Genomic DNA, 18,988 nt, shown 5'->3' with positions numbered 1-18,988 from the left:
GCCCGGCCGGACGGCCGTTGGCGCGTACGCGAGGCCCTCACATGAAGTTGGGCATTACGGCGCGAGTTAGAGCGGTGACGGGTGTCACCTCGCTCATAGCGTACCGCGACCTTCTGTGCAGCCGAGGTCGTGTACCGATGTGATCGGCGATCTGTGACGAACACCGCCACCGGACCGAAGGCTCTACGGTGATTACGTCCTACCTCATCGCCGTCGAGGAGCCTCCGCTGAGCGTTTCGGGTCGCAACGACGCCTCCGACCAGTTGTCGGCCGATCAACCCGTCGGTGTGGGCCCGTCCGTGGCCGATCTGCTCGGCGTGCTGAGTTACGGCGCCCTAGTGGCCTTCGACAACCTCAGCGTGGACGCGCGGCTCGCACCGGACCTCCGTCGACGTGCGGCGTTGAGCGAGATGGCGGCCGCCGAACTCGTGCACTACCGGCGGCTCGCGGACCGGCTCACCGAGCTCGGCGCCGATCCCGTCGAGGCGATGACGCCGTTCGTCGCGTCGCTGGACGCCTACCACGAGTCGACCCGGCCGCGGGACTGGCTCGAAGGGCTGGTCAAGGCCTACGTCGGGGACGGGATCGCGGACGATTTCTACCGCGAGGTGGCCGCCCGGCTCGCCGAGCCCGACCGGACGCTCGTCCTGGAGGTGCTGCACGACGACCGGCACACCGGGTTCGCGGTGGCCGAGGTGCGCGCGGCCGTGGAGGTCGACCCGACGCTGGCCGGGCGGCTCGGGCTCTGGGCGCGGCGACTGGTGGCGGAAGCGGTCACCCAGGCGCAGTTGGTGGTGGCGGCGCGTCCGGCGCTGGTGGCGCTGGTGGAGCCATTCGAGTCCAGCGGGCCCGCCGGGCTGGCGGCCCTGATCGACCGCCTGACCGCCGGCCACACCGCCCGTCTCAACGCCCTAGGTCTGAAGACCTGACGACAACGCCCGGCCGCGAAGTGCTCGCGGCCGGGCGCGCTGTGGTTCAACGGCCGCCCGAATTAAGGCGTTCCGAAGCCGACGCGGCGGAGTTCCGACTCGGCGATCTCGACGTAGGCGATCTTGTCGGCCGGTACGACCACTCGTCGACCCTTCTCGTCGACCAGGGACAGCAGGTTGTTCTTGCCGGCCAGCGCCTCGGCGACCGCCTGCTCCACGTCGTCCTGGCTCTGGGTGCTCTCCAGCACGAGCTCGCGTGGAGCGAACTGCACGCCGATCTTGACCTCCACCGCAGTGCCTCCTCGCTGACGGGTACCGATGTGTACCCGGACGCTCACATCAACGCTGTAGAAGCTATCCGATGAGTGGCGTCGTCGAGCGGCGCGGGCAGCGGTGTCAGCGCTCAGCGGAATTCTCGGGGCGAGACCCGTCCGCCTCCCGCTCCAGTGGGAAGTCGGAGATGCCGCGCCAGAGCAGTGTGCTCAGCAGTGCGATGGCCTCCTCCTTCGGAACGGACCGGTTCGCGTTGAGCCAATAGCGCGCTGCGATCTCGGACGCACCGGTCAAACCGATCGCGAGCAACTCGGCGCGCTCACGTGAGACACCGGTGTCATGTCCGATCGTGTCGGCGATCGCCTCCATGCAGAGCTGGGAGGCGCGCTCCACTCGCTCGCGCACCGCGGGCTCGTTGCGCAGGTCCGACTCGAACACGAGCCGGAACGCCTCGCCCTCGCCGTCGACGAAGTCGAAGTACGCCTTGGTGGCGAGATGGACGCGAATTTTGTTGTCGGTCGTGCCCGCCAACGCCTGGGTGACGTGGTTCACCAAGGCTTCGGTGTGCTGATCGATCAGCGCGAGGTAGAGGTCCAGCTTGCCGGGAAAGTGCTGGTAGAGGACCGGTTTGGAGACTCCCGCCCGGTCCGCGATGTCGTCCATCGCCGCGGCGTGGTAGCCGTTGGCGACGAAGACCTCCTGTGCGGCGGTGAGCAACTGCCGGCGCCGCGCCGACCGAGGCAAACGGCCGGTTCTGCCGCTGCTCGCGGTGACAGGATCACTGCTCACCGGGGTAGCCATGGTCTCCTCCAGCCTTGCGGAACCTCCGCACTTACCGCCGGGTAGCAAGAGTACGCGAGCTGTCTCGAACCTTCTGCCCGCTCCGCGGAACCGCCGTTCGGTCTGTCCGTTTGCACCCTTCGGTACCGGACCGTTCCCCCTCAGGTGCCTGACCGGACAGGCGATCCGTCGGTAGCCTGCGGGAGAGGTCGAACGAGACGGGAGCACGTCGTGACCACCGCTCCGCATCGCAACCAGCACCTGGTTGGGGCGCGTCCGGTGTTCACGGTGCGATCTCGCGGTCCGGGCGGTTCCCGGCCGATCGCGGTGGCCGCGTTGCTCGACGCCGTGCGCGCGGTGGTCGGGGTCCGTGGCGCCGAGCTTCGGACGGCGGCGGGTGGAGACCGTACTCTGCACGTGGATCTCGTCGACGGTGCCGACGAGGCCGCAGTGGCGTGGTCAGTGACCCGGATCCTGGACGAAAGGCTCGGCGTGGAGGTGGACCAGACGCGCTCGGTTCTGGTGGACGACGGAGTGGACGAGGCTCGGAGCGTTCCGCTCGACGGCCCGCAGCGCCGCGTCCAACTGGAGCGCTTACAGGTCGTCACCGGCGGCCTCGACGTCCGGGTGGACGTCGCGCTCGCGACGTCCTCGGCGCGGGTGGTGGGCTCCGCCACCGGACCCGCGGTCGAACGGACGGTGCTCCGGACGGTGGCCGGCGCGACCCTCAACGCGGTCGACGCGCTGCTGGAGGGCAGGGCCCGCTGCGGCCTCGACCAGGCCGAGCTCACCGACATCGGCTCCGACCGGCTCGCGGTGGCGGTCGTGACGCTGTTGACGCCGGGGCAGGTCGACCGCCTCGCCGGTGTCGCGCTGGTCCGGGGTGACGCCCGCCAGGCGATGGTGCGGGCGGTGCTGTCGGCGCTCAACCGGCGGTTCGAGTCGCTGCTCCCGGAGACCGCCGCCCCGGCGCCGTCCTGGGCGACCAGCTTCCCGCCCTCCGTGCCGCCGCTCGCGGTCGAGAACACCGCGACGTACCGGACGATCATGGGACCCGACGATCCCGAGGTCCCGCCCTACGACGCCGAGCCGGAGCCGGACGCGGCGGCCGCCGAGAGCGGGGGCGGCCACGCCGCCCACACCGACGCGACGCCGTCGGAGCCCGCCCGCGAGCCGATCCGAGGCGGCCGAGCGGCGCGCCGGGCCGCAGCCGCCCAGAGCGAGGCCGCAGCGCAGACCGAGGCGCCCGGGCGTCGTCGCGGTGATACCGGTAGTTATCCGGTTCCGAGCAGCGTCGAGCCGGAGTACGCGCCGAGCACGCCGTTGGTCTCGCCGTCGCCGTACACCGAGTCGATCGCGGCCCCGACCGGCGAGTTGGAACTCGCGCCGGGGCCGAACGGCGCGGCCGACCTGGGCGACTGGGCGGCGGCCACGTGGGCGCGGCTGGTTCGGAACGACGTCACCAAGGACTCCCCGGACGCGGAAGCGCCGGTCTCGCCCGCGGCCGCGCCCGCCGAGCGCTACCCGACCGGAAGTTTCCCGGTCGTCTCGATCGACCCCGACCGCACGAGCGGATCGATCCCGAGCGTAGATCTGCCGCTCCCGTCCGACCCGGAGCCGGACGCTCGGACCAGCGGCGATCTCTCGGCCTCGGCGGCGTCCGCGGTCTTCACCCCGCCGGCCGAGCCCACCTGGACGCCGCCGGAGGAGCCGGTGTGGTCCTGGCCGACGTCCGACGAGCCGGCGCCCGCCGCCGAGTGGACGCCGCCGCGCTGGGACGACCCGACTCCCACTCCGGACCAGCCGGGCAACATCCCACCGTCCTACGGCCGAACCGCGCACGGTGCGGCGGCATCGGGCGACAGTGCGGCGAACGGGGCCGCCGGTACGAACGGCAGTTCGGCGTTGGGCGGTCGGTCCGGCCTGTCCGGCGGGCTCGGTAGCGGCAGTTACCTGGAGCGGGAGTACGGCGGGCTGGGTCTGCCGCCACGGCGCGCCGAGGAATCGCCTGGTTTCCCCGAGCAGTCGCCGACCGGTGGGTCCGGCGGCGGGCGGGGGCGGCACGGTCGCGCGGAGTCCCCGGTCTCCGGGCAGCCCGCCGCGGGTCTCGGCCAGCCCGGCCCCGGGCACTCCGACCTGAGCCGGCCGTCTGGTCTGGGCCAGCCCTCGGGTCTGGGCCAGCCCTCGGGTCTGGGTCAGCCTTCCGGGTTGGGCCAGCCGCCGGGGTTGGGTCAGGCGTCCGGATACGGACCGTCGGCCGGGCCGGGACAGTCGACGCACGGCCCGAACGGTTACGGGGCGAACGGCGCCGGGCCGAACGGGGCAGGACCGAACGGGGCGGGGCCGAACGGGGCGGGGCCGAACGGATACGGCTCGACCGGGCTCGGTTCCGGGTCGGTCGGAGGCTTGGGTAGCCCGGTGGGGCTCGGTGGTTCGGCGATGCCGGGCAGCCCGGCCGGACTCGGCGGCCCGGGCGGTCTGGGCAACTCGGGTGGTCTGGGCAATTCGGGTGGTCTGGGGACCCCCGGCGGCTTGGGTAACTCGGGCGGACTGGGCGGGCTCGGACCCGCGTCGGGCTCCGCCGGCTACGGCACCAGCGGTCTGGGCGGCCCCACGTCCACGCCACCGCCGCGTCGTCGGCACGCCGCCGAGCCGACCGGCGCCTGGCCGGTGCACGACCCGCTCGGCCCCGGCGGCTCGTGGGCCGACCCGCAGCCGCCCCTACCTCCGGCGCAACGGGAGCCGAGCCAGTCCGAGCGGGGCTACCGGTCGGGTCCGCCCGGCTCCTCCGGCGAGTACCCGGAGCGGCGTGAGCAGCCACCCCGGGCGCGGCGGCGCTACGCGGACGAGGAGAACGGTCGGCACGGCGGCTACTAGGCGTTCTGTCCACGGACGTCGGTGACGGGCAGTACACCTGGACGACCAGTCGGGGTCAGCGGGCACACTGGGAAAAGTGAGACCAGCTCGACTCGCCCCTGATTCCGCTGTCCGCCCCCTCACCGTCCCACCGGTACCGCCCTGGCCCGGACGCACCGTCGACATCGACTGGCCAGGTGGAACGGTCGAGGTGCACGTCCGGGACACCCCGGCCACCGCACCGGACGCCGAACCGGCGCTCTACGTCCACGGCCTCGGCGGTTCTGGGCAGAACTGGACCGACCTCGCCGACCTCCTCTCCGACCGGCTCGACGGGCAGGCGATCGACCTGCCCGGATTCGGGCGTAGCGGTCCGGCCCTGCCCGGCGGCTACAGCCAGGAGGGCTACGCGGAGCTGGTGATCCGCTGGATCGAGGCGTCCGGACGCGGTCCGGTCCACCTGTTCGGCAACTCGCTCGGCGGTGCGGTGGTCATCCGGGCCGCCGCCCGGCGTCCGGATTTGGTGCGGACGCTGACGCTGATCTCGCCCGCGATGCCGGTGTACCGCCCGCGGGCCACGCACCGCCACATGCTCCCGGTGCTGGTCGTGCCACGCGTCGAGCGGGTGGTGGAGCGCATCCTTCGGGCCGCGACACCGCACCAGATGGCGCAGGGCATGGTCGACGTCTGTTTCGCCGACCCGACGTCGCTCCCGGAGCAGCGCTGGGACGAGGCCGTCGCCGAGGCCGAGCACCGGCTGGGGGTGCCGTGGGGAGCCGTCGCCTACGTCCGGTCGGTGCGTGGTCTGGTCGCCTCGTACCTGGTGCCGCCGGGTCGCTCGCTGTGGCGCCTGGCCGGGCAGATTCAGGCGCCCACGCTCGTGATTTGGGGTCATCGCGATCGGATGGTCGACGTCAAATTGGCGACAAGGACCGCAAAAGCGATACCGAATAGCCGTCTGCTCGTTCTACGCGGTGTGGGACATACAGCTCAACTCGAATCGCCCCGTATCGTGGCTCGGGCAGTTCTTCCGTTGCTGGACCGGAAGATTCGCTCCGCCGTGGGTTGATGCAAGGGCATTCTTGGTGGTGCACGGGGTAAACCGCGGTGGGGCTGGGGACACAGTGACCGGGGAGGCGAACTGAGCGAGCGGACCGCGGGCCCGTCCGTACGCGGAGACGACCCCGCACAGTCGCCGGACGATCGCCGCCCGGACAGCCGGCGTCGGGTGGCGCCCGAGCCACGCACCGACGCGTTCCGGGAGCGACGTGTGCGCCGCGTCGGTCATCCGGATGCGGAACACCGGGCGCGGCACGCCGTGCGCACGGAGATCCGCCGCGGACGCCGGCCCGGTGATCGTCCCGCGTCGGCACCACCGCACTCCGGAGCCTCCGCGAGCTATCTGCGCGCCGCGCGGCGGCGCGCCGCCCGGCGTCGGCGGCGGTTCCTGGTCCTGCTGACGCTGCTCACCTGCGTCCTCGTGCTGGTGGATCTGGTCCGGGGTAGCCGGACGGAACAGGAGCAGGTCGAACGGACCCGGGTGACGACCGCGGCGCTTCCGTCCGCGGTGCCGTCCGCGACGACCAATCCGAGCGGTGAGGCGATCCAGCCGGAGGCGAGCCCCAGCGCGTCGCCTGCCGTCTCGGTGCCGAAACGGGGCAGCGGGGCGTTCACCACCGCGAGCGGGACGACGCCGGTCCGCGGTACCGCCGGGACGCTCGTCCGCTACCAGGTGAGGGTGGAGCGCGGGTCCGGGCAGAAGCCCGACGACTTCGCCGCGGCCGTCGACGCCACGCTGTCGGATCCGCGCGGCTGGACCGCGGCGAAGAGGTGGCGCTTCCAGCGGGTGACCGGCGGCACCGTGGACGCGGTGATCTTGCTCGCCACGCCGGAGACCACGAACACGATCTGCCGCGCCGGTGGGCTGGACCCGGCCGGTTACACGTCGTGCCGGACCGGCGACAAGGTCGTCATCAACCTCGCGCGCTGGCTGCTCGCGGTGCCGGCGTTCAAGGGCGACCTGGCGACCTACCGCCAGTACGTCGTCAACCACGAGATGGGCCACCAGCTCGGCCACGGACACGTGCGCTGCGGCGGACGCGGCAAACCCGCGCCGGTGATGCAGCAGCAGACGCTCGGCCTGCAAGGCTGCGCGCCGAACGCCTGGCCGTTCGTCAACGGCCGCTACTTGACCGGCCAGTCGACGTCGGGCCAGTAACGGCTGCGGTCCTGTAGCCGAGGGCCGGGAACACTGACCGTTCCACGGGCTGTCCCACTACTTGGGCGTCGGGAACAATGGGCTTCCGATGCCGGTTCCCAACCGGTGGAGGCGCCGTACCGGCGCAGACTCTTTGCATGGAAGGAGCAGCTCGTGGCCCTGCCGCCGCTGGTCGAGCCGGCCGCGTCGCTGTCCGTCGACGAGGTGCGCCGCTATTCGCGGCACCTGATCATCCCCGACGTCGGGATGGACGGGCAGAAGCGGTTGAAGAACGCCAAGGTGCTGTGTGTGGGCGCGGGTGGGCTCGGTTCGCCGACGCTCATGTACCTGGCCGCCGCGGGTGTCGGGACGCTCGGCATCGTGGAGTTCGACACCGTCGACGAGTCGAACCTGCAGCGCCAGATCATCCACGGCCAGTCCGACATCGGCCGCAGCAAGGCGGAGTCGGCGCGGGACTCGGTCAAGGAGATCAACCCGTACGTCAACGTGATCCTGCACGAGACCCGGCTCGAGTCGGACAACGTGCTGGACATCTTCCGCGACTACGACCTGATCGTCGACGGCACCGACAACTTCGCCACCCGGTACCTGGTCAACGACGCGGCGGTGCTGCTCGGCAAGCCGTACGTCTGGGGCTCGATCTACCGGTTCGAGGGCCAGGTCAGCGTGTTCTGGGACGAGCACGGGCCGAACTACCGCGACCTGTACCCGGTGCCGCCGCCGCCCGGCATGGTGCCCAGCTGCGCCGAGGGCGGCGTCCTCGGCATTCTCTGCGCGTCGATCGCGTCCGTGCAGGCCACCGAGGCCATCAAGCTGATCACCGGCATCGGTGAGACGCTGCTCGGCCGGCTGATGGTCTACGACGCCCTGGAGATGTCGTACCGGACGATCAAGATCCGCAAGGACCCCGAGGCGGAGCCGATCACCGGCCTGATCGACTACGAGGAGTTCTGCGGCACGGTCTCCGAGGAGGCGCAGGACGCGGCTCGCGGATCGACGATCACCGCTTCCGAGCTCAAGGAGTGGGCCGACGCCGGCAAGGACTTCTACCTGGTCGACGTCCGTGAGCCCGCCGAGTTCGAGATCGTGAGCATCCCGGGCGCGACGCTCATCCCGAAGAACGACATCCTGATGGGCCAGGCGCTCGCGCAGCTCCCGCAGGACAAGCAGATCGTCCTCTACTGCAAGACCGGCATCCGGTCGGCCGAGGCGCTCGCCGCGGTCAAGGGCGCGGGGTTCAAGGACGCCGTGCACGTGCAGGGTGGCGTGATCGGCTGGGTCAAGCAGATCGACCCGAGCCTCCCCGAGTACTAAAAGCGCATGCGGCCGAATGATGTGGCGTTGGGCTCACCATGGCGAGCCCAACGCCACATCGTTCCGGGTCAGTCGACGCGCGCGGGCTCCCGCTCGGCGTGGGCCAGCCGGGAATGGGTCCGGCCGTAGGCGAAGTAGATGACGATCCCGATCGCCATCCAGGCCAGGAACCGCAGCCAGGTCGCGACCTGCAAGAACAGCATCAGGATGACGCACGAGGTGACGGCGAGCGTCGAGACCAGCGGCAGCGCTTTCACCCGGAACGCCCGCGGCAAGTCGGGGCGGGTGCGGCGGAGCACCAGCACCGAGATCGACACCAGCACGAACGCGAACAGCGTCCCGATGTTGACCATCTCGGCGAGCGCGGAGAGCGGCAGCAGCCCAGCCAGCACCGCGACGATCACACCGACGATGATCGTGATGACGTACGGCGTCCCGAACCGCGGGTGCACCTTGCCCAGGCCCCGCGGCAGCAGCCCGTCCCGGCTCATCGCGAACGCGACCCGGCTCTGGCCGAGCATCAGCACCATGATCACCGTGGTCAGACCGGCCAGCGCGCCGATCGTGATCAGGTCCGCGAAGAACGGTTGTCCGACGTCGCGGAACGCGGTCGCCAGCGGGGCTTCCGGGTCCAACTGGTCGTAGCGCTGCATGCCGACGACGACCAGCGACACCGCGACGTAGAGGACCGTGCAGATCAGCAGCGAGCCGAGGATTCCGCGCGGCACGTCCCGCTGCGGGTTACGGGTCTCCTCGGCGGCGGTCGCCACCACGTCGAAACCGATGTAGGCGAAGAACACCAGCGCGGCGGCGGCCAGGATGCCGCTGACCCCGAAGCTGGCCGGGCCGGAACCGAAGATCGTCTGGATCAGCGTGGCGGAGAGGCCGGACTCACCCTCCGTGGGCTTGCTCGGCGGCACGAACGGCGAGTAGTTGGACGCCTTGACGAAGAACAACCCGGCGACGATCACGAACAGGACCACCGCGATCTTGATCGTCACGACGATCGCGTTCAGCCGCGACGAGATGCGGATGCCGGTGACCAGCACCGCGGTCAGTGCCAGCGCGACCAGCGCCGCCGGCAGGTTGAAGACCCCGTCCTCGGCGCTGGCGATCGAGGCCGGTAGCTCCCAGCCGATCGACTCCAGCAGCACGGCGAGGTACTGCGACCAACCGACCGACACGGTGGCGGCACCGATCAACAACTCCAGGATCAGGTCCCAGCCGATGATCCAGGCGACCAGCTCGCCGATGCCCGCGTAGGAGAACGTGTAGGCGCTACCCGCCACCGGCAGCGTGGAGGCGAACTCCGCGTAACAGAGCCCGGCCAGGCCGCAGGCGATCGCCGCGAGAACGAAAGAGATCGCGACGGCCGGCCCGGCGGACTCCTTCGCTGCTTCGCCGGTGAGCACGAAGATTCCGGTCCCGATGATGACGCCGACACCGAAGACCGTGAGGTCCAGTCCGGACAGATCCTTCCGCAGCCGATGTTCGGGCTCTTCGGTCTCCCGAATGGCCTGCTCCACCGATTTTCTGCGCATCACGCTCATGGCTACCTCCCGGTCCGGCCGCCGTCGGATGCCCAGCCCCATACCTCGATCCGGGGACAGCCACACGCTCGTGGCGCTGCCGATTGGTCGGAACCGACGTCTCTCGACAGTCGGGAGGCTCGACGCTGCCGGCTACGCCGGTTCTCCGGGCCACCAGCGGGTGGCGTTCATCGCCACCTTGACGCCGCGGAACGCGACGCCCTCGGCACGGAGGCGGCGCGTCGCCTCGTCCTCGTGGCCCGGTGGGAGCCGACCGTCGGCGGCCACCACCCGGTGCCACGGCACCGCGCCGCCGTACCGCGCCATCACCGCGCCGACGGTGCGGGCCGACCCGCTGCCGGTTCGCTCCCGGACGACCTCGGCGACCATGCCGTAGCTCATCACCCGGCCGGGCGGGATCGCATCGACGACGTCCAGGACCTGCTCGACGTACTCACTCGGAGGCGCTGCGGTCACCGGCCCATTGAACCCTTCTCCGCCCGTGGCCGTCGTCGAGGTCTCGCGATCTCGGCAGCCGTGGCGCCGTCGGGGGCAGCCGGGCGTGGTGCCGGACGCCAGAATGCGACGGCGACCGAACGTGACAGGAGCGGGGACCTTGTCGTGTTCGATCTCACTACTTCCGCCGTGCCCACCGGAGCCGCCAGGATGCAAACGTGACAGTCACTCCGGTTTCGGCGACGCCCCAGCTGGGGCGCGGCATCCGGGTCGGGTACTCGGCCGGCTCCGTGGTGAACGGTGCGTTCGGGACGGTGCCGGGGCTGTTGCTGCTGCCGTACCTCACCGACACGTTCGCCGTCGCCGCCGGGCTCGCCGGCCTGCTCGTCCTGTTACCCAAAGCCTGGGACGTGTTGCTCAACCCGGTGGCGGGCCGGATCTCCGACCGGACGACGTCCCGCTGGGGTCCGCGCCGTCCGTACCTGCTCATCGGCGGTCTGAGCACCGCGGTCACGTTCGCCGCGTTGTTCGCTGGACCGTTCACCGGCGCGGCGGGTGCCGCCTACGTGACGCTCGCGTTCCTGGCCACCGCCACCGCGTTCGCGTTCTTCCAGGTGCCCTACGTCGCGATGCCGGCCGAGATCACTGCTGGTACCGCCGACCCCTACGCCGAGCGCACCCGGCTGATGACCTGGCGGATCGCAGTGCTGGCGCTCGCCATCCTCGCTTCCGGTGGTGCGGCACCCGCGATCCGGGACGCCGCGGGCGGTGGCCTCGCCGGCTACCGCGTCGCCGGTCTGGCTGTCGCCGTGCTGATCGCTGCGGGGGCGCTCGCGGCGTTCTGGGGCACCCGGCGCGCGCCGGTGGGCCCGGCGCACGAGAGCGAGCCGTCGCTGCGCAAGCAGCTCGCCGTGGCGCGGCGGAACCGTCCGTTCGCGCTGCTGCTCGGCTGCTTCGTGGTCCAAGCCGTGGGCATCGGCGTGATGCTGGCCGGTACCGACTACGCCGCCGCGGGTCCGCTCGGCGACGCGGGGGCGACCTCCCTGCTGTTCCTCTGCTTCGTGGGCCCTGCGCTGGTGGTCACGCCGGTGTGGGGCAAGGTCGGCGATCGGATCGGCAAACGCGCCGGGTACGTCGTCGGCTCGGTGCTGTTCGCGGTCGGTGCGCTGTTGGCCGGGGCCGCGTTCGCGCTCGGTGACGCGCCGTTGGGCGCGGTGCTCGGCGCGACCGCGCTGGTCGGCTGTGGGTACGCCGGCCAGCAGGTGTTCGGCCTGGCGATGCTGCCGGACACGATCGCCGCGGACGAGGCGGTCACCGGCCGCCGCCAGGCCGGGGTGTTCACCGGGCTGTGGACCGGCGGCGAGACGCTCGGGCTCGCGCTCGGCCCCGGCCTCTTCGGGCTTGTGCTGCAGCTCGGCGGCTATCGGTCCGGGGTGGACGCCGAGGCTCAGCCGGACAGCGCCAGGACCGCGATCGTCCTCGGCTTCACGCTGCTGCCCGCGGTGATCGTGCTGGTCGCACTGCCACTGCTGCGCCGCTACGACCTGACCCCGGCCCGCCTGGCGGCCCTGACCGACCGGGCAGCGCCGACCGACAATGCGGCCCCGACCGACAAGGTGGCTCCGACCGACGGGGCGACCTCGACCCACGGAGAAGCATGAGCCTCGACAAGCAGGGCGCGCCGGCCGACGACGTCCTCGCCGTGCTGGCGACACTGCGGTCCGGCGACCTGCCGACGCACGGCGGACGGACCTGGGCGTACGTCTACGACTCCGGGCTGGCCGGGCTCGACGCGCTGGCGCAGCAGGCCGCCGCGGCGGTGACCGGTGTCAACGGCCTCGACCCGACCGTGTTCCCGTCGCTGCTCACGATGGAGAACGAGGTCGTGGCCGCGGCCGCCGGGTTACTCGGCGGCGGGCCGGGGACGGTCGGCACCGTGACGTCCGGCGGCACCGAGTCGATCCTGCTGGCGGTGAAGGCCGCGCGGGACGGGCGCCCGGACGTCGAGCGTCCGCAGCTGGTGGCGCCGGTGACCGCGCACGCCGCGTTCGCCAAGGCGGCGGAGTACTTCCGGGTGGAGCTGATCCCGGTCGACGTCGACCCGGTCACGTTCCGCCCGGACCCGGCCGACGTCGCCGCGGCGATCACCGAGCGGACGGTGCTCGTGGTGGCCAGCGCGCCGTCCTACGCCCACGGGGTGATCGATCCGGTCGTGGAGATCGCGGCGGCGGCTGCGGAGCGCGGCGTCCGGTGCCATGTGGACGCCTGTATCGGCGGGTGGATGCTGCCGTTCTGGCGTCGGCTGGGCGTCGAGCTGCCCGCGTTCGACCTGAACGTGCCGGGCGTCACCAGCCTCTCGGTCGACCTGCACAAGTACGCCTACGCGCCGAAGGGAACGTCGGTGCTGCTGCACCGGGACGCGGAACTCCGGCGCAGCCAGTACTTCGCGTTCGCGGACTGGCCGGGCTACTCGATGATCAACGCGACGATGCAGTCGACGAAGTCCGCGGCACCACTGGCCGCGGCGTGGGCGGTCCTCCGGCACCTGGGCGAGGAGGGTTACCTCGCGCTGGCCGAGCAGACGCTGGCCGCGACCCGGGCGCTGATAGCGGGGGTGGCGGCGGTGGGCGGCCTCCGGGTGCTCGGCCCGCCGGACGCCAGCCTGGTGGCGTTCGGAGCCACGGATGCCGGCCCGGACCTGTTCGTGCTCGCCGACGAGCTGACCGTCCGGGGCTGGTACGTCCAGCCGCAGTTCGCGTTCGGTGCGCTCCCGCCGAACCTGCACCTGACCGTCACCGCTGCCAGCAGCCCGAAGCTCGAGTCGTTCCTCGACGACCTCCGGGACGCGGTGGACGCCGCACGTGCCCACGGACCGGTGGCGGTGGATCCGGGGATCGTCGAGGCGCTCCAGGCGCTCGATCCGTCGACGCTGACTCCCGAGGAGTTCGGGGGCCTTCTCGCAGCGGCGGGCCTCGGCGGCGGGGACGGCGGGTTCGCCTTGCCGACCCGGATGGCCGAGATCAACGCGCTGCTCGCGGCCGCTCCGCCACGCCTGCGCGAGCGTCTGCTCGTGGAGTTCTTCGGGCGCCTCTACACGCCGTAAGCCCCCAAGGCTGGATTCCTGCGGCCGCGGGCTGGTTGTCGCCGTTCCCGGGTTCTCGCGGAATGGTCGTCGCGCTTCCCGTGCCATGGCACGGGAAGCGCGACATCCACTGCGTGTGTTGTCCGGGAAGCGCGACATCCACTGCGTGTGTTGTCCGGGAAGCGCGACATCCACTGCGTGTGCCCTCCGGCGAGGGTGACCTCTGCTGTGCGCAGCGCGTCAACGTGGGTTGACGAATGCCGTAGTGTCAACTAACGTTGACGACATGAGTGAGGCAACGGAGCTGGCCGCAGCGGCCGGCAGCAAGGACGCGAGGGTCGGCCTACGCGCCGTCCGCGCGCTCCGCCGGCTGGCCGAAACGCTGGAAGCGGTGCAGGTGGAGAACGCCCGCCGTGCGGGCTGGTCCTGGCAGGAGATCGCCGAGGTCCTCGAAGTCAGCAAGCAGGCCGTCCACAAGAAGTACGCCGGGCGCGTCCCCGGCTCCCGCGACTGAGGAGGAGGGCACCGATGTTCGAACGGTTCACCAAGGATGCTCGCGAAGTCGTCGTCCGTGCGCAGGCCGAAGGCCGGGAGCTGCGCCATCCGGTGATCGGCACCGAGCACCTGCTGCTCGCGATGCTCGCCGACGACACCAACAGCGCGTACCCGGTGTTGCACGCCGCCGGGCTGCGATACGACCAGGTCCGCGCGGACGTCGTCCGGACCGTCGGCGGCGCCAACCGGATCCTGACCGACGACGACGCCGAGGCACTGAAGGCGATCGGCATCGACCTCGACGCCGTACTCGCCAGCGTGGAACGGTCGCTCGGCGACGAGAGCTGGACCACGCCGCCGCCGGAGCCGGAGCGCAAGGGATTGTTCCGCCGCCCGCAGCGCGGGACGCGATTCGGGCCGCGGGCGAGGAAGGTGCTGGAACTCTCCCTGCGGGAGGCGATCCGGCTCAAGCACCGCGAGATCAACGCCGAGCACATTCTGCTGGGCCTGATCCGGGAGGGCGAGGGTCTGGCCGCGCAGGTGGTCGTCGGTGCCGGGGTGAGCCTCGCCGATCTCCGCTCGGCGGCCGAGGATCACCTACGGAACGCCGCATGAGCGACGTCCTGATCGCCCAGCGGAAGCGGGTGCCCGGCGCGGAGTTGTACGTCGAGGCGCGGGGGAGCGGCCCGGTGCTGCTGCTGATCCCCGGCGGCACCGGGGAAGCGGCGAGCTTCGGCGCCCTGCCGCACGCGCTCGCCGACACCTTCACGGTCGTCACCTACGACCGGCGCGGTTTCGGCCGCAGCCGGACCGGCGCCCCGCCGGACGACGACCGGCGCCTCACCGACGACGTCGAGGACGCGCTGGCCCTGCTCAACGATGCGCCCGGATACGTTCTCGGCAGCAGCTCCGGTGCGATCGTCGCGCTGCACCTCGTCGCCCGGTGCCCGGAACGGGTGCGGCGGGTCGTCGCGCACGAACCACCGCTGGTGCCGCTGTTACCGGACGCCGCCCGCTGGCTCGCGCTCTTCGACGACGTCCACGCGACCTACCGCAGCGACGGCGCCGCGATCGCTCTCCGGGTGTTCAGCGCGGCGGTCGGGCTCCGAACGCCCGAGCCATCGAGCGACCCGTACCCGACCGAGATGCTCCCGCGGATGGCGTCCAACCAGGAGTTCTTTCTGGAGCACGAGCTGCGGCAGTACGTCCGCCGGGTGCCCGACCTCCGTGCGCTGAAGCGCGCGCGGGACCGCCTGGTGCTCGCCGGTGGACGCGAGTCCCGGGACGTCGGCGGCTACCTTCTGCCGTACCGCCCGAACCAGGTACTCGCGTCCCGGCTGAACCTCTCGATCGCCGAGTTCCCCGGTGCGCACGTCGGTTACCTGACGGACCCCGACGAGTTCGCGACCGTCACTCGTGCCGTGCTGTCTCCGGGCCGGTGATCCGCCGCAGCAGGGGTAGCGTCGAAGCCAGCACGCCGAGAGACGTAGCGATCCCCACCAGCACGAACACGTAGTACGCCATCCCCGGGGCGCGTAGCGAGTAGTCCAGCTGCGCCCGCAGGAACAGGTGGGCGGCGAGGAAGCCGGTACCGATCGCCACCGCAGCGACGGTCAATAGCGGCACCGCGCTCTCCAGCGTCACCACTCGGCGCAGCGTTCGGAGCGGCACGCCGGACAGGCGCAGCAGACTGAACGGGCGCTTCCGCTCCATCAACCCACCGACGACGCTCACCGCCAGGCTGCAGCCGGCGATCGGCAGGCTGCCGACGATGACGATCTGGGCCAGACGCTGCCAGATCACCAGGCTGTCGTTGAAGCTGGCGTTGTAGTCGTTGTCGGTACCCGGCGGAACGGGGTAGCCGGGGAACGTCGTCTCGAGCAGCGTGCGGGCGTGCTCGAGCGTCGCGGGTGCTCCGTCGGTGTCGACCAGGATCCAGCCCACGTGGACCTTCGCGAGCAGTTCCTCGGTGGAGATCCGGGCGGTCGGCCAGATGCGGCGCCCGGCGGCGTCGAACTGCTTCGCGCCACCGCTGGACTCCTCGTCCTCGTCGACCTGACCGGAGAGGATCGACGGCCAGACGGAGGCGACCTCGGCGCCCGGGGCGCACGAGCCGCGCTCGGGCGTCCGGGCGAGGTCGCTGCAGAGCACGAGACCGGAGTACGGGCCGTACCGGGACCCACCGGTCCGCGGCTGGTAGGGATCGGACCGGACCAGCGTCACGGCTTGCACCCCGTCGACCGACCGGAGCCCGGAACGCTCCACGGCACCGTCGACCGCGGTGGGCATCAGGACCTTCGGCTCCCGATCGTCGAACGACATCACCATCATGCTGGCGGCGGCCCCGGCCCGGTCCGAGCCCTGGTTCGCGACGATCGTCGTGATGACGCCGATCGCGGTGCTCGCCACGAACAGCGCCAGAATCAGGCCGCTGACCGCTCGGAACGCGGCCTTGGGATCGTCGGCGAGCCGGCGGGCGGCGATCAGCGTCGCCGGGCGGCTGGACCGCGCAGCGAGCACGCGGGAGCCGAGCATCGTCAGCCACGGACCGGCGATGACCAGGCCGACCATGATCAGCAGCATGCCGGTGAGGTACGCGGCGGTCTGGCCGTTGGTGCTCTCCGGACGTCGTCCGACGAACCACGCCAACTCCACGATGCCCGCCACCAGCGGAATCAGCCGGTACGCCCGGGGTGGCCGCGGCGTGGCCCGGCGAGCGATGCCGAGTGGCGACGTGCGGACGCGCCGCAGCGTGATCCGGGCGGCCACCGCAGCCGCCAACGGGATGCCGAGCGCGACCAGCAGCATGCCGGGCCAGTGCACGACGACGTCCTCGGCGTGGAACGGCGCGCCGGTGAACGACACCTCCGCGAGCGGCCGCCGCACTCCGACAAACGCCACGAACCCGAGCGCGGTGCCGAGTGCGGCCGCGACCGCCGACTCCACGGTCGCGATCGTCGAGACCTGCCGTGGCGTCGCGCCGACCAGACGCATCGCCGCGAACCGCTGCTCGCGGCGGGCCGCCGAGAGCCGGGTCGCCGTCGCGACGAAGATCAACACGGGGAACAGCAGCCCGGCGCCGACGACACCGAGGATCAGACGCATCGCCGCAGTCTGGAGCGCCGGTACCTCGGTGTTGAACCGGGCGATCCGGGGAGCGCTGGCCGGCATCTGGTCCGGGGCGGACCCGACCAGGATGACGAGCGCCTCCGGATCCCGCAGCGCCGCGTCGCCGATCGTGCCGACGTCCCGGCCGGGGTAGCGGGCGCCGAGCTGCTCGCGAGGGGTGTCGGCCAGTAGCTCGCGCAGGGCGGGGGAGGCGTAGTACTCGCCGGGCCCGGGCAGCCGGTCGACGCCGGGCGGCACCGGTGCGTCCGGACCGACCGCCGCGACGTCCACCCTGGCGATCGTCCGGCCGTCGTAGAAGTCCTCCCGGACCAACCACTGGAGTGGGTCGTCGGTGGTCCGCTGACCGCTGGTCAGTAGCCAGGCGCCGCGCTCGTTCTGGCGGTCGACCGCGTTGACGGCGGCGACGATCGAGAGCAGCAGGACCGTGCCGAGCGCGACCGCGGTGGCGATCAGCACGAGCCGAGCGATCGCCTCCCGGCCACCAGCGACCGTGAGCCGCAAGCCGAAGCCGATCACGGGGCCAGCACCGGGCTGTTGACCCGACCGTCCCGGACGACGACCTCGCGATCGGCGTAGGCAGCTACTCGCGCCTCGTGCGTCACCAGGATCACCGTGGTCCCGTGCTCGCGGGCGTTGTCGACCAGCAGGTCCATCACCTGCTCGCCGGTGAGTGAGTCGAGCGCGCCGGTCGGCTCGTCGGCGAAAAGCACCTCGGGCCCGGTCACCAGCCCACGCGCCAGCGCCACCCGCTGCGCCTGCCCGCCGGACAACTCGCCCGACCGGCGGTTGCCCAACCCTTCCAATCCGAGGCGTTCGAACCAGGGCTCCGCCTGCTTCACCGCGGCGGCCCGCCGGACCCCGGCCAGCAGAAGCGGGAGGGCGACGTTCTCCACCGCGGTCAGCTCCGGTACGAGCTGCCCGAACTGGAACACGAAGCCGAACCGGTCCCGACGCAGCGCGCTCCGCTTCTCCTCGGACAGCGTGTCCAAGCGCGTCCCGTCGAACCACACCTCACCGGACGACGGCACCAGGATCCCGGCCAGGCAGTGCAGCAACGTCGACTTACCGGACCCGCTGGGGCCCATGATCGCGAGCACCTCGCCGGCCTTTATCTGCAACGCAGCGCCGCGCAGTGCGGGGGTGGCGCCGAACGACAACTCCAGGTCGCGGGCTTCCAGGATCATTACCGCACCGCCTTCGCGAGGGATTCGAGCCGGGCACTGGTCAGGTCGATCCACCGCAGATCGGCCTCCAGGTGGAACAGGCCGTGGTCGGCGAGCAGCCCGTCGACCAGCTCGCCCTTGCGCTTGATCTCGGTGAGCTCGCGCATCCGGGCCAAGTGCGCGCTGCGCTGGCGATCGAGGTACTCCTCGGCCGGGCGCTGCAGCATCAGCGAGAGCACGACCTTGGAGAACAAGATGCTCTGCAGGTTCGGTTCGGGCTCGACCGGCTCGGTGAGCCAGGTGTCGACCTCGGTCGCACCGCGGTCGGTGATGACGTAGCGCTTGCGCTCCGGACCTTCGCCGGGGGCGACTTCGCCGACCACCACCTTGCCGTCCCGGCTCAGCCGGCTCAGCGTGGAGTACACCTGCCCGAACGACAGCGGCTTCCCGCGGCCGAAGAACGTGTCGTAGTCGCGTTTGAGGTCGTAGCCGTGGCTGGGCTCGCGTTCCAGCAGGCCAAGCAGGGTGAGGGGGACGCTCATGCGGCCACTATACGCTGAGAGTATACGCCGAGTACATAGTCAATCTCGGAACCGCGCGGTGGGGCGGGGCGACTCTTGTCGGGCTCGCGTGGTCTCATGCGAAGGTGGGTGAAGGAGAGCCGGGGGTCGCGGAGGTGCCGGCGACGTTCGCCGGCCCTGCCGCCCGCGCATCGGCGGCTCGTGCGGCGGCCGAGGTCGCGGCACACGCGGCGGAAGCCGGTG

General features: G+C 71.6%; 17 protein-coding genes. 10 read left to right on the top strand and 7 right to left on the bottom strand.

Translation table 11 applies throughout. The features are described 5' to 3' along the window. Positions 1–263 precede the first annotated feature (263 nt). The gene (locus tag ABEB28_RS28910) at positions 264–929 is read left to right on the top strand and encodes a ferritin-like fold-containing protein (protein ID WP_376981246.1); all 666 of its coding nucleotides are present in this window, start codon (positions 264–266) and stop codon (positions 927–929) included. Between the two features lie 62 nt (positions 930–991). Here the strand turns inward: ABEB28_RS28910 and ABEB28_RS28905 are convergent, their stop codons facing one another. Then, the gene (locus ABEB28_RS28905) at positions 992–1,219 is read right to left on the bottom strand and encodes a DUF3107 domain-containing protein (protein WP_073258745.1); all 228 of its coding nucleotides are present in this window, start codon (positions 1,217–1,219) and stop codon (positions 992–994) included. 106 nt (positions 1,220–1,325) lie between these two features. Beyond that, the gene (locus ABEB28_RS28900; protein WP_376981238.1) at positions 1,326–2,003 is read right to left on the bottom strand and encodes a TetR/AcrR family transcriptional regulator; all 678 of its coding nucleotides are present in this window, start codon (positions 2,001–2,003) and stop codon (positions 1,326–1,328) included. Between the two features lie 210 nt (positions 2,004–2,213). On the opposite strand from ABEB28_RS28900, the gene ABEB28_RS28895 reads away from it, so the two are divergent. The 4 genes from ABEB28_RS28895 (at position 2,214) to moeZ (ending at position 8,370) form a co-directional block, all read left to right on the top strand. After that, positions 2,214–4,859, top strand: a complete 2,646-nt coding sequence (locus ABEB28_RS28895) for a hypothetical protein (RefSeq protein ID WP_345731397.1) — start codon at positions 2,214–2,216, stop codon at positions 4,857–4,859. Positions 4,860–4,935: 76 nt separating this feature from the next. Next, entirely contained in the window at positions 4,936–5,907 is a 972-nt protein-coding gene (locus tag ABEB28_RS28890) for an alpha/beta fold hydrolase (RefSeq protein ID WP_345731396.1), read from the top strand. A 201-nt stretch (positions 5,908–6,108) separates the two neighbouring features. Then, positions 6,109–7,056: a DUF3152 domain-containing protein gene (locus tag ABEB28_RS28885; RefSeq protein ID WP_345731395.1), complete on the top strand. Its 948-nt coding sequence runs from the start codon at positions 6,109–6,111 to the stop codon at positions 7,054–7,056. 153 nt (positions 7,057–7,209) lie between these two features. Continuing rightward, positions 7,210–8,370, top strand: a complete 1,161-nt coding sequence (gene moeZ, locus ABEB28_RS28880; RefSeq protein WP_345731394.1) for an adenylyltransferase/sulfurtransferase MoeZ — start codon at positions 7,210–7,212, stop codon at positions 8,368–8,370. Positions 8,371–8,438: 68 nt separating this feature from the next. Here the strand turns inward: moeZ and ABEB28_RS28875 are convergent, their stop codons facing one another. Then, the gene (locus ABEB28_RS28875; protein WP_345731393.1) at positions 8,439–9,920 is read right to left on the bottom strand and encodes an amino acid permease; all 1,482 of its coding nucleotides are present in this window, start codon (positions 9,918–9,920) and stop codon (positions 8,439–8,441) included. A gap of 132 nt (positions 9,921–10,052) precedes the next feature. Beyond that, complete coding sequence (locus ABEB28_RS28870; RefSeq protein WP_345731392.1) at positions 10,053–10,376, bottom strand: MGMT family protein; 324 nt, start codon at positions 10,374–10,376, stop codon at positions 10,053–10,055. A gap of 197 nt (positions 10,377–10,573) precedes the next feature. Between ABEB28_RS28870 and ABEB28_RS28865 the strand changes: the two genes are divergently transcribed. From ABEB28_RS28865 to ABEB28_RS28845, 5 genes are all read left to right on the top strand, one after another. Further along, entirely contained in the window at positions 10,574–12,016 is a 1,443-nt protein-coding gene (locus ABEB28_RS28865; protein WP_345731391.1) for an MFS transporter, read from the top strand. Then, entirely contained in the window at positions 12,013–13,458 is a 1,446-nt protein-coding gene (locus ABEB28_RS28860; RefSeq protein WP_345731390.1) for a pyridoxal phosphate-dependent decarboxylase family protein, read from the top strand. Before ABEB28_RS28865 ends, ABEB28_RS28860 begins: the two co-directional genes overlap by 4 nt. 265 nt (positions 13,459–13,723) lie before the next feature. Then, a complete protein-coding gene (locus tag ABEB28_RS28855; RefSeq protein ID WP_345731389.1) occupies positions 13,724–13,951 on the top strand; it encodes a helix-turn-helix domain-containing protein in 228 nt (75 codons plus the stop codon). Positions 13,952–13,965: 14 nt separating this feature from the next. Further along, positions 13,966–14,547, top strand: coding sequence for a Clp protease N-terminal domain-containing protein (locus ABEB28_RS28850; protein ID WP_345731388.1), 582 nt, complete (start codon positions 13,966–13,968; stop codon positions 14,545–14,547). Next, positions 14,544–15,374, top strand: a complete 831-nt coding sequence (locus ABEB28_RS28845) for an alpha/beta fold hydrolase (RefSeq protein ID WP_345731387.1) — start codon at positions 14,544–14,546, stop codon at positions 15,372–15,374. Before ABEB28_RS28850 ends, ABEB28_RS28845 begins: the two co-directional genes overlap by 4 nt. Here ABEB28_RS28845 and ABEB28_RS28840 read toward each other — a convergent pair. The 3 genes from ABEB28_RS28840 to ABEB28_RS28830 are packed head-to-tail and all read right to left on the bottom strand — an operon-like array spanning position 15,343 to position 18,766. Continuing rightward, on the bottom strand, positions 15,343–17,577 hold the full coding sequence (locus tag ABEB28_RS28840) for an ABC transporter permease (RefSeq protein ID WP_345731386.1): 2,235 nt from the start codon (positions 17,575–17,577) through the stop codon (positions 15,343–15,345). The two genes, ABEB28_RS28845 and ABEB28_RS28840, sit on opposite strands and share 32 nt — an antisense overlap. Next, positions 17,574–18,245, bottom strand: a complete 672-nt coding sequence (locus ABEB28_RS28835; RefSeq protein WP_345731385.1) for an ABC transporter ATP-binding protein — start codon at positions 18,243–18,245, stop codon at positions 17,574–17,576. Before ABEB28_RS28835 ends, ABEB28_RS28840 begins: the two co-directional genes overlap by 4 nt. Then, positions 18,245–18,766 carry a PadR family transcriptional regulator gene (locus ABEB28_RS28830; RefSeq protein WP_345731384.1) on the bottom strand — a complete coding sequence of 174 codons (522 nt, stop codon included), beginning with the start codon at positions 18,764–18,766 and terminating at the stop codon, positions 18,245–18,247. Before ABEB28_RS28830 ends, ABEB28_RS28835 begins: the two co-directional genes overlap by 1 nt. Positions 18,767–18,988 lie beyond the last annotated feature (222 nt).

Source organism: Cryptosporangium minutisporangium (assembly GCF_039536245.1).
Taxonomy (GTDB): domain Bacteria; phylum Actinomycetota; class Actinomycetes; order Mycobacteriales; family Cryptosporangiaceae; genus Cryptosporangium; species Cryptosporangium minutisporangium.
Note: the sequence above shows the minus strand (reverse complement) of the source record. Positions and strands in the feature narration are given on the sequence as shown.

Excerpts from the sequence above, each read along its gene's own strand:
- ABEB28_RS28835 (WP_345731385.1), bottom strand. The coding sequence starts at position 18,245 with ATGATCCTGGAAGCCCGCGACCTGGAGTTGTCGTTCGGCGCCACCCCC.
- ABEB28_RS28900 (WP_376981238.1), bottom strand. The coding sequence starts at position 2,003 with ATGGCTACCCCGGTGAGCAGTGATCCTGTCACCGCGAGCAGCGGCAGA.
- ABEB28_RS28845 (WP_345731387.1), top strand. The coding sequence starts at position 14,544 with ATGAGCGACGTCCTGATCGCCCAGCGGAAGCGGGTGCCCGGCGCGGAG.
- ABEB28_RS28860 (WP_345731390.1), top strand. The coding sequence starts at position 12,013 with ATGAGCCTCGACAAGCAGGGCGCGCCGGCCGACGACGTCCTCGCCGTG.
- ABEB28_RS28850 (WP_345731388.1), top strand. The coding sequence starts at position 13,966 with ATGTTCGAACGGTTCACCAAGGATGCTCGCGAAGTCGTCGTCCGTGCG.
- ABEB28_RS28875 (WP_345731393.1), bottom strand. The coding sequence starts at position 9,920 with ATGAGCGTGATGCGCAGAAAATCGGTGGAGCAGGCCATTCGGGAGACC.
- ABEB28_RS28830 (WP_345731384.1), bottom strand. The coding sequence starts at position 18,766 with ATGAGCGTCCCCCTCACCCTGCTTGGCCTGCTGGAACGCGAGCCCAGC.
- ABEB28_RS28855 (WP_345731389.1), top strand. The coding sequence starts at position 13,724 with ATGAGTGAGGCAACGGAGCTGGCCGCAGCGGCCGGCAGCAAGGACGCG.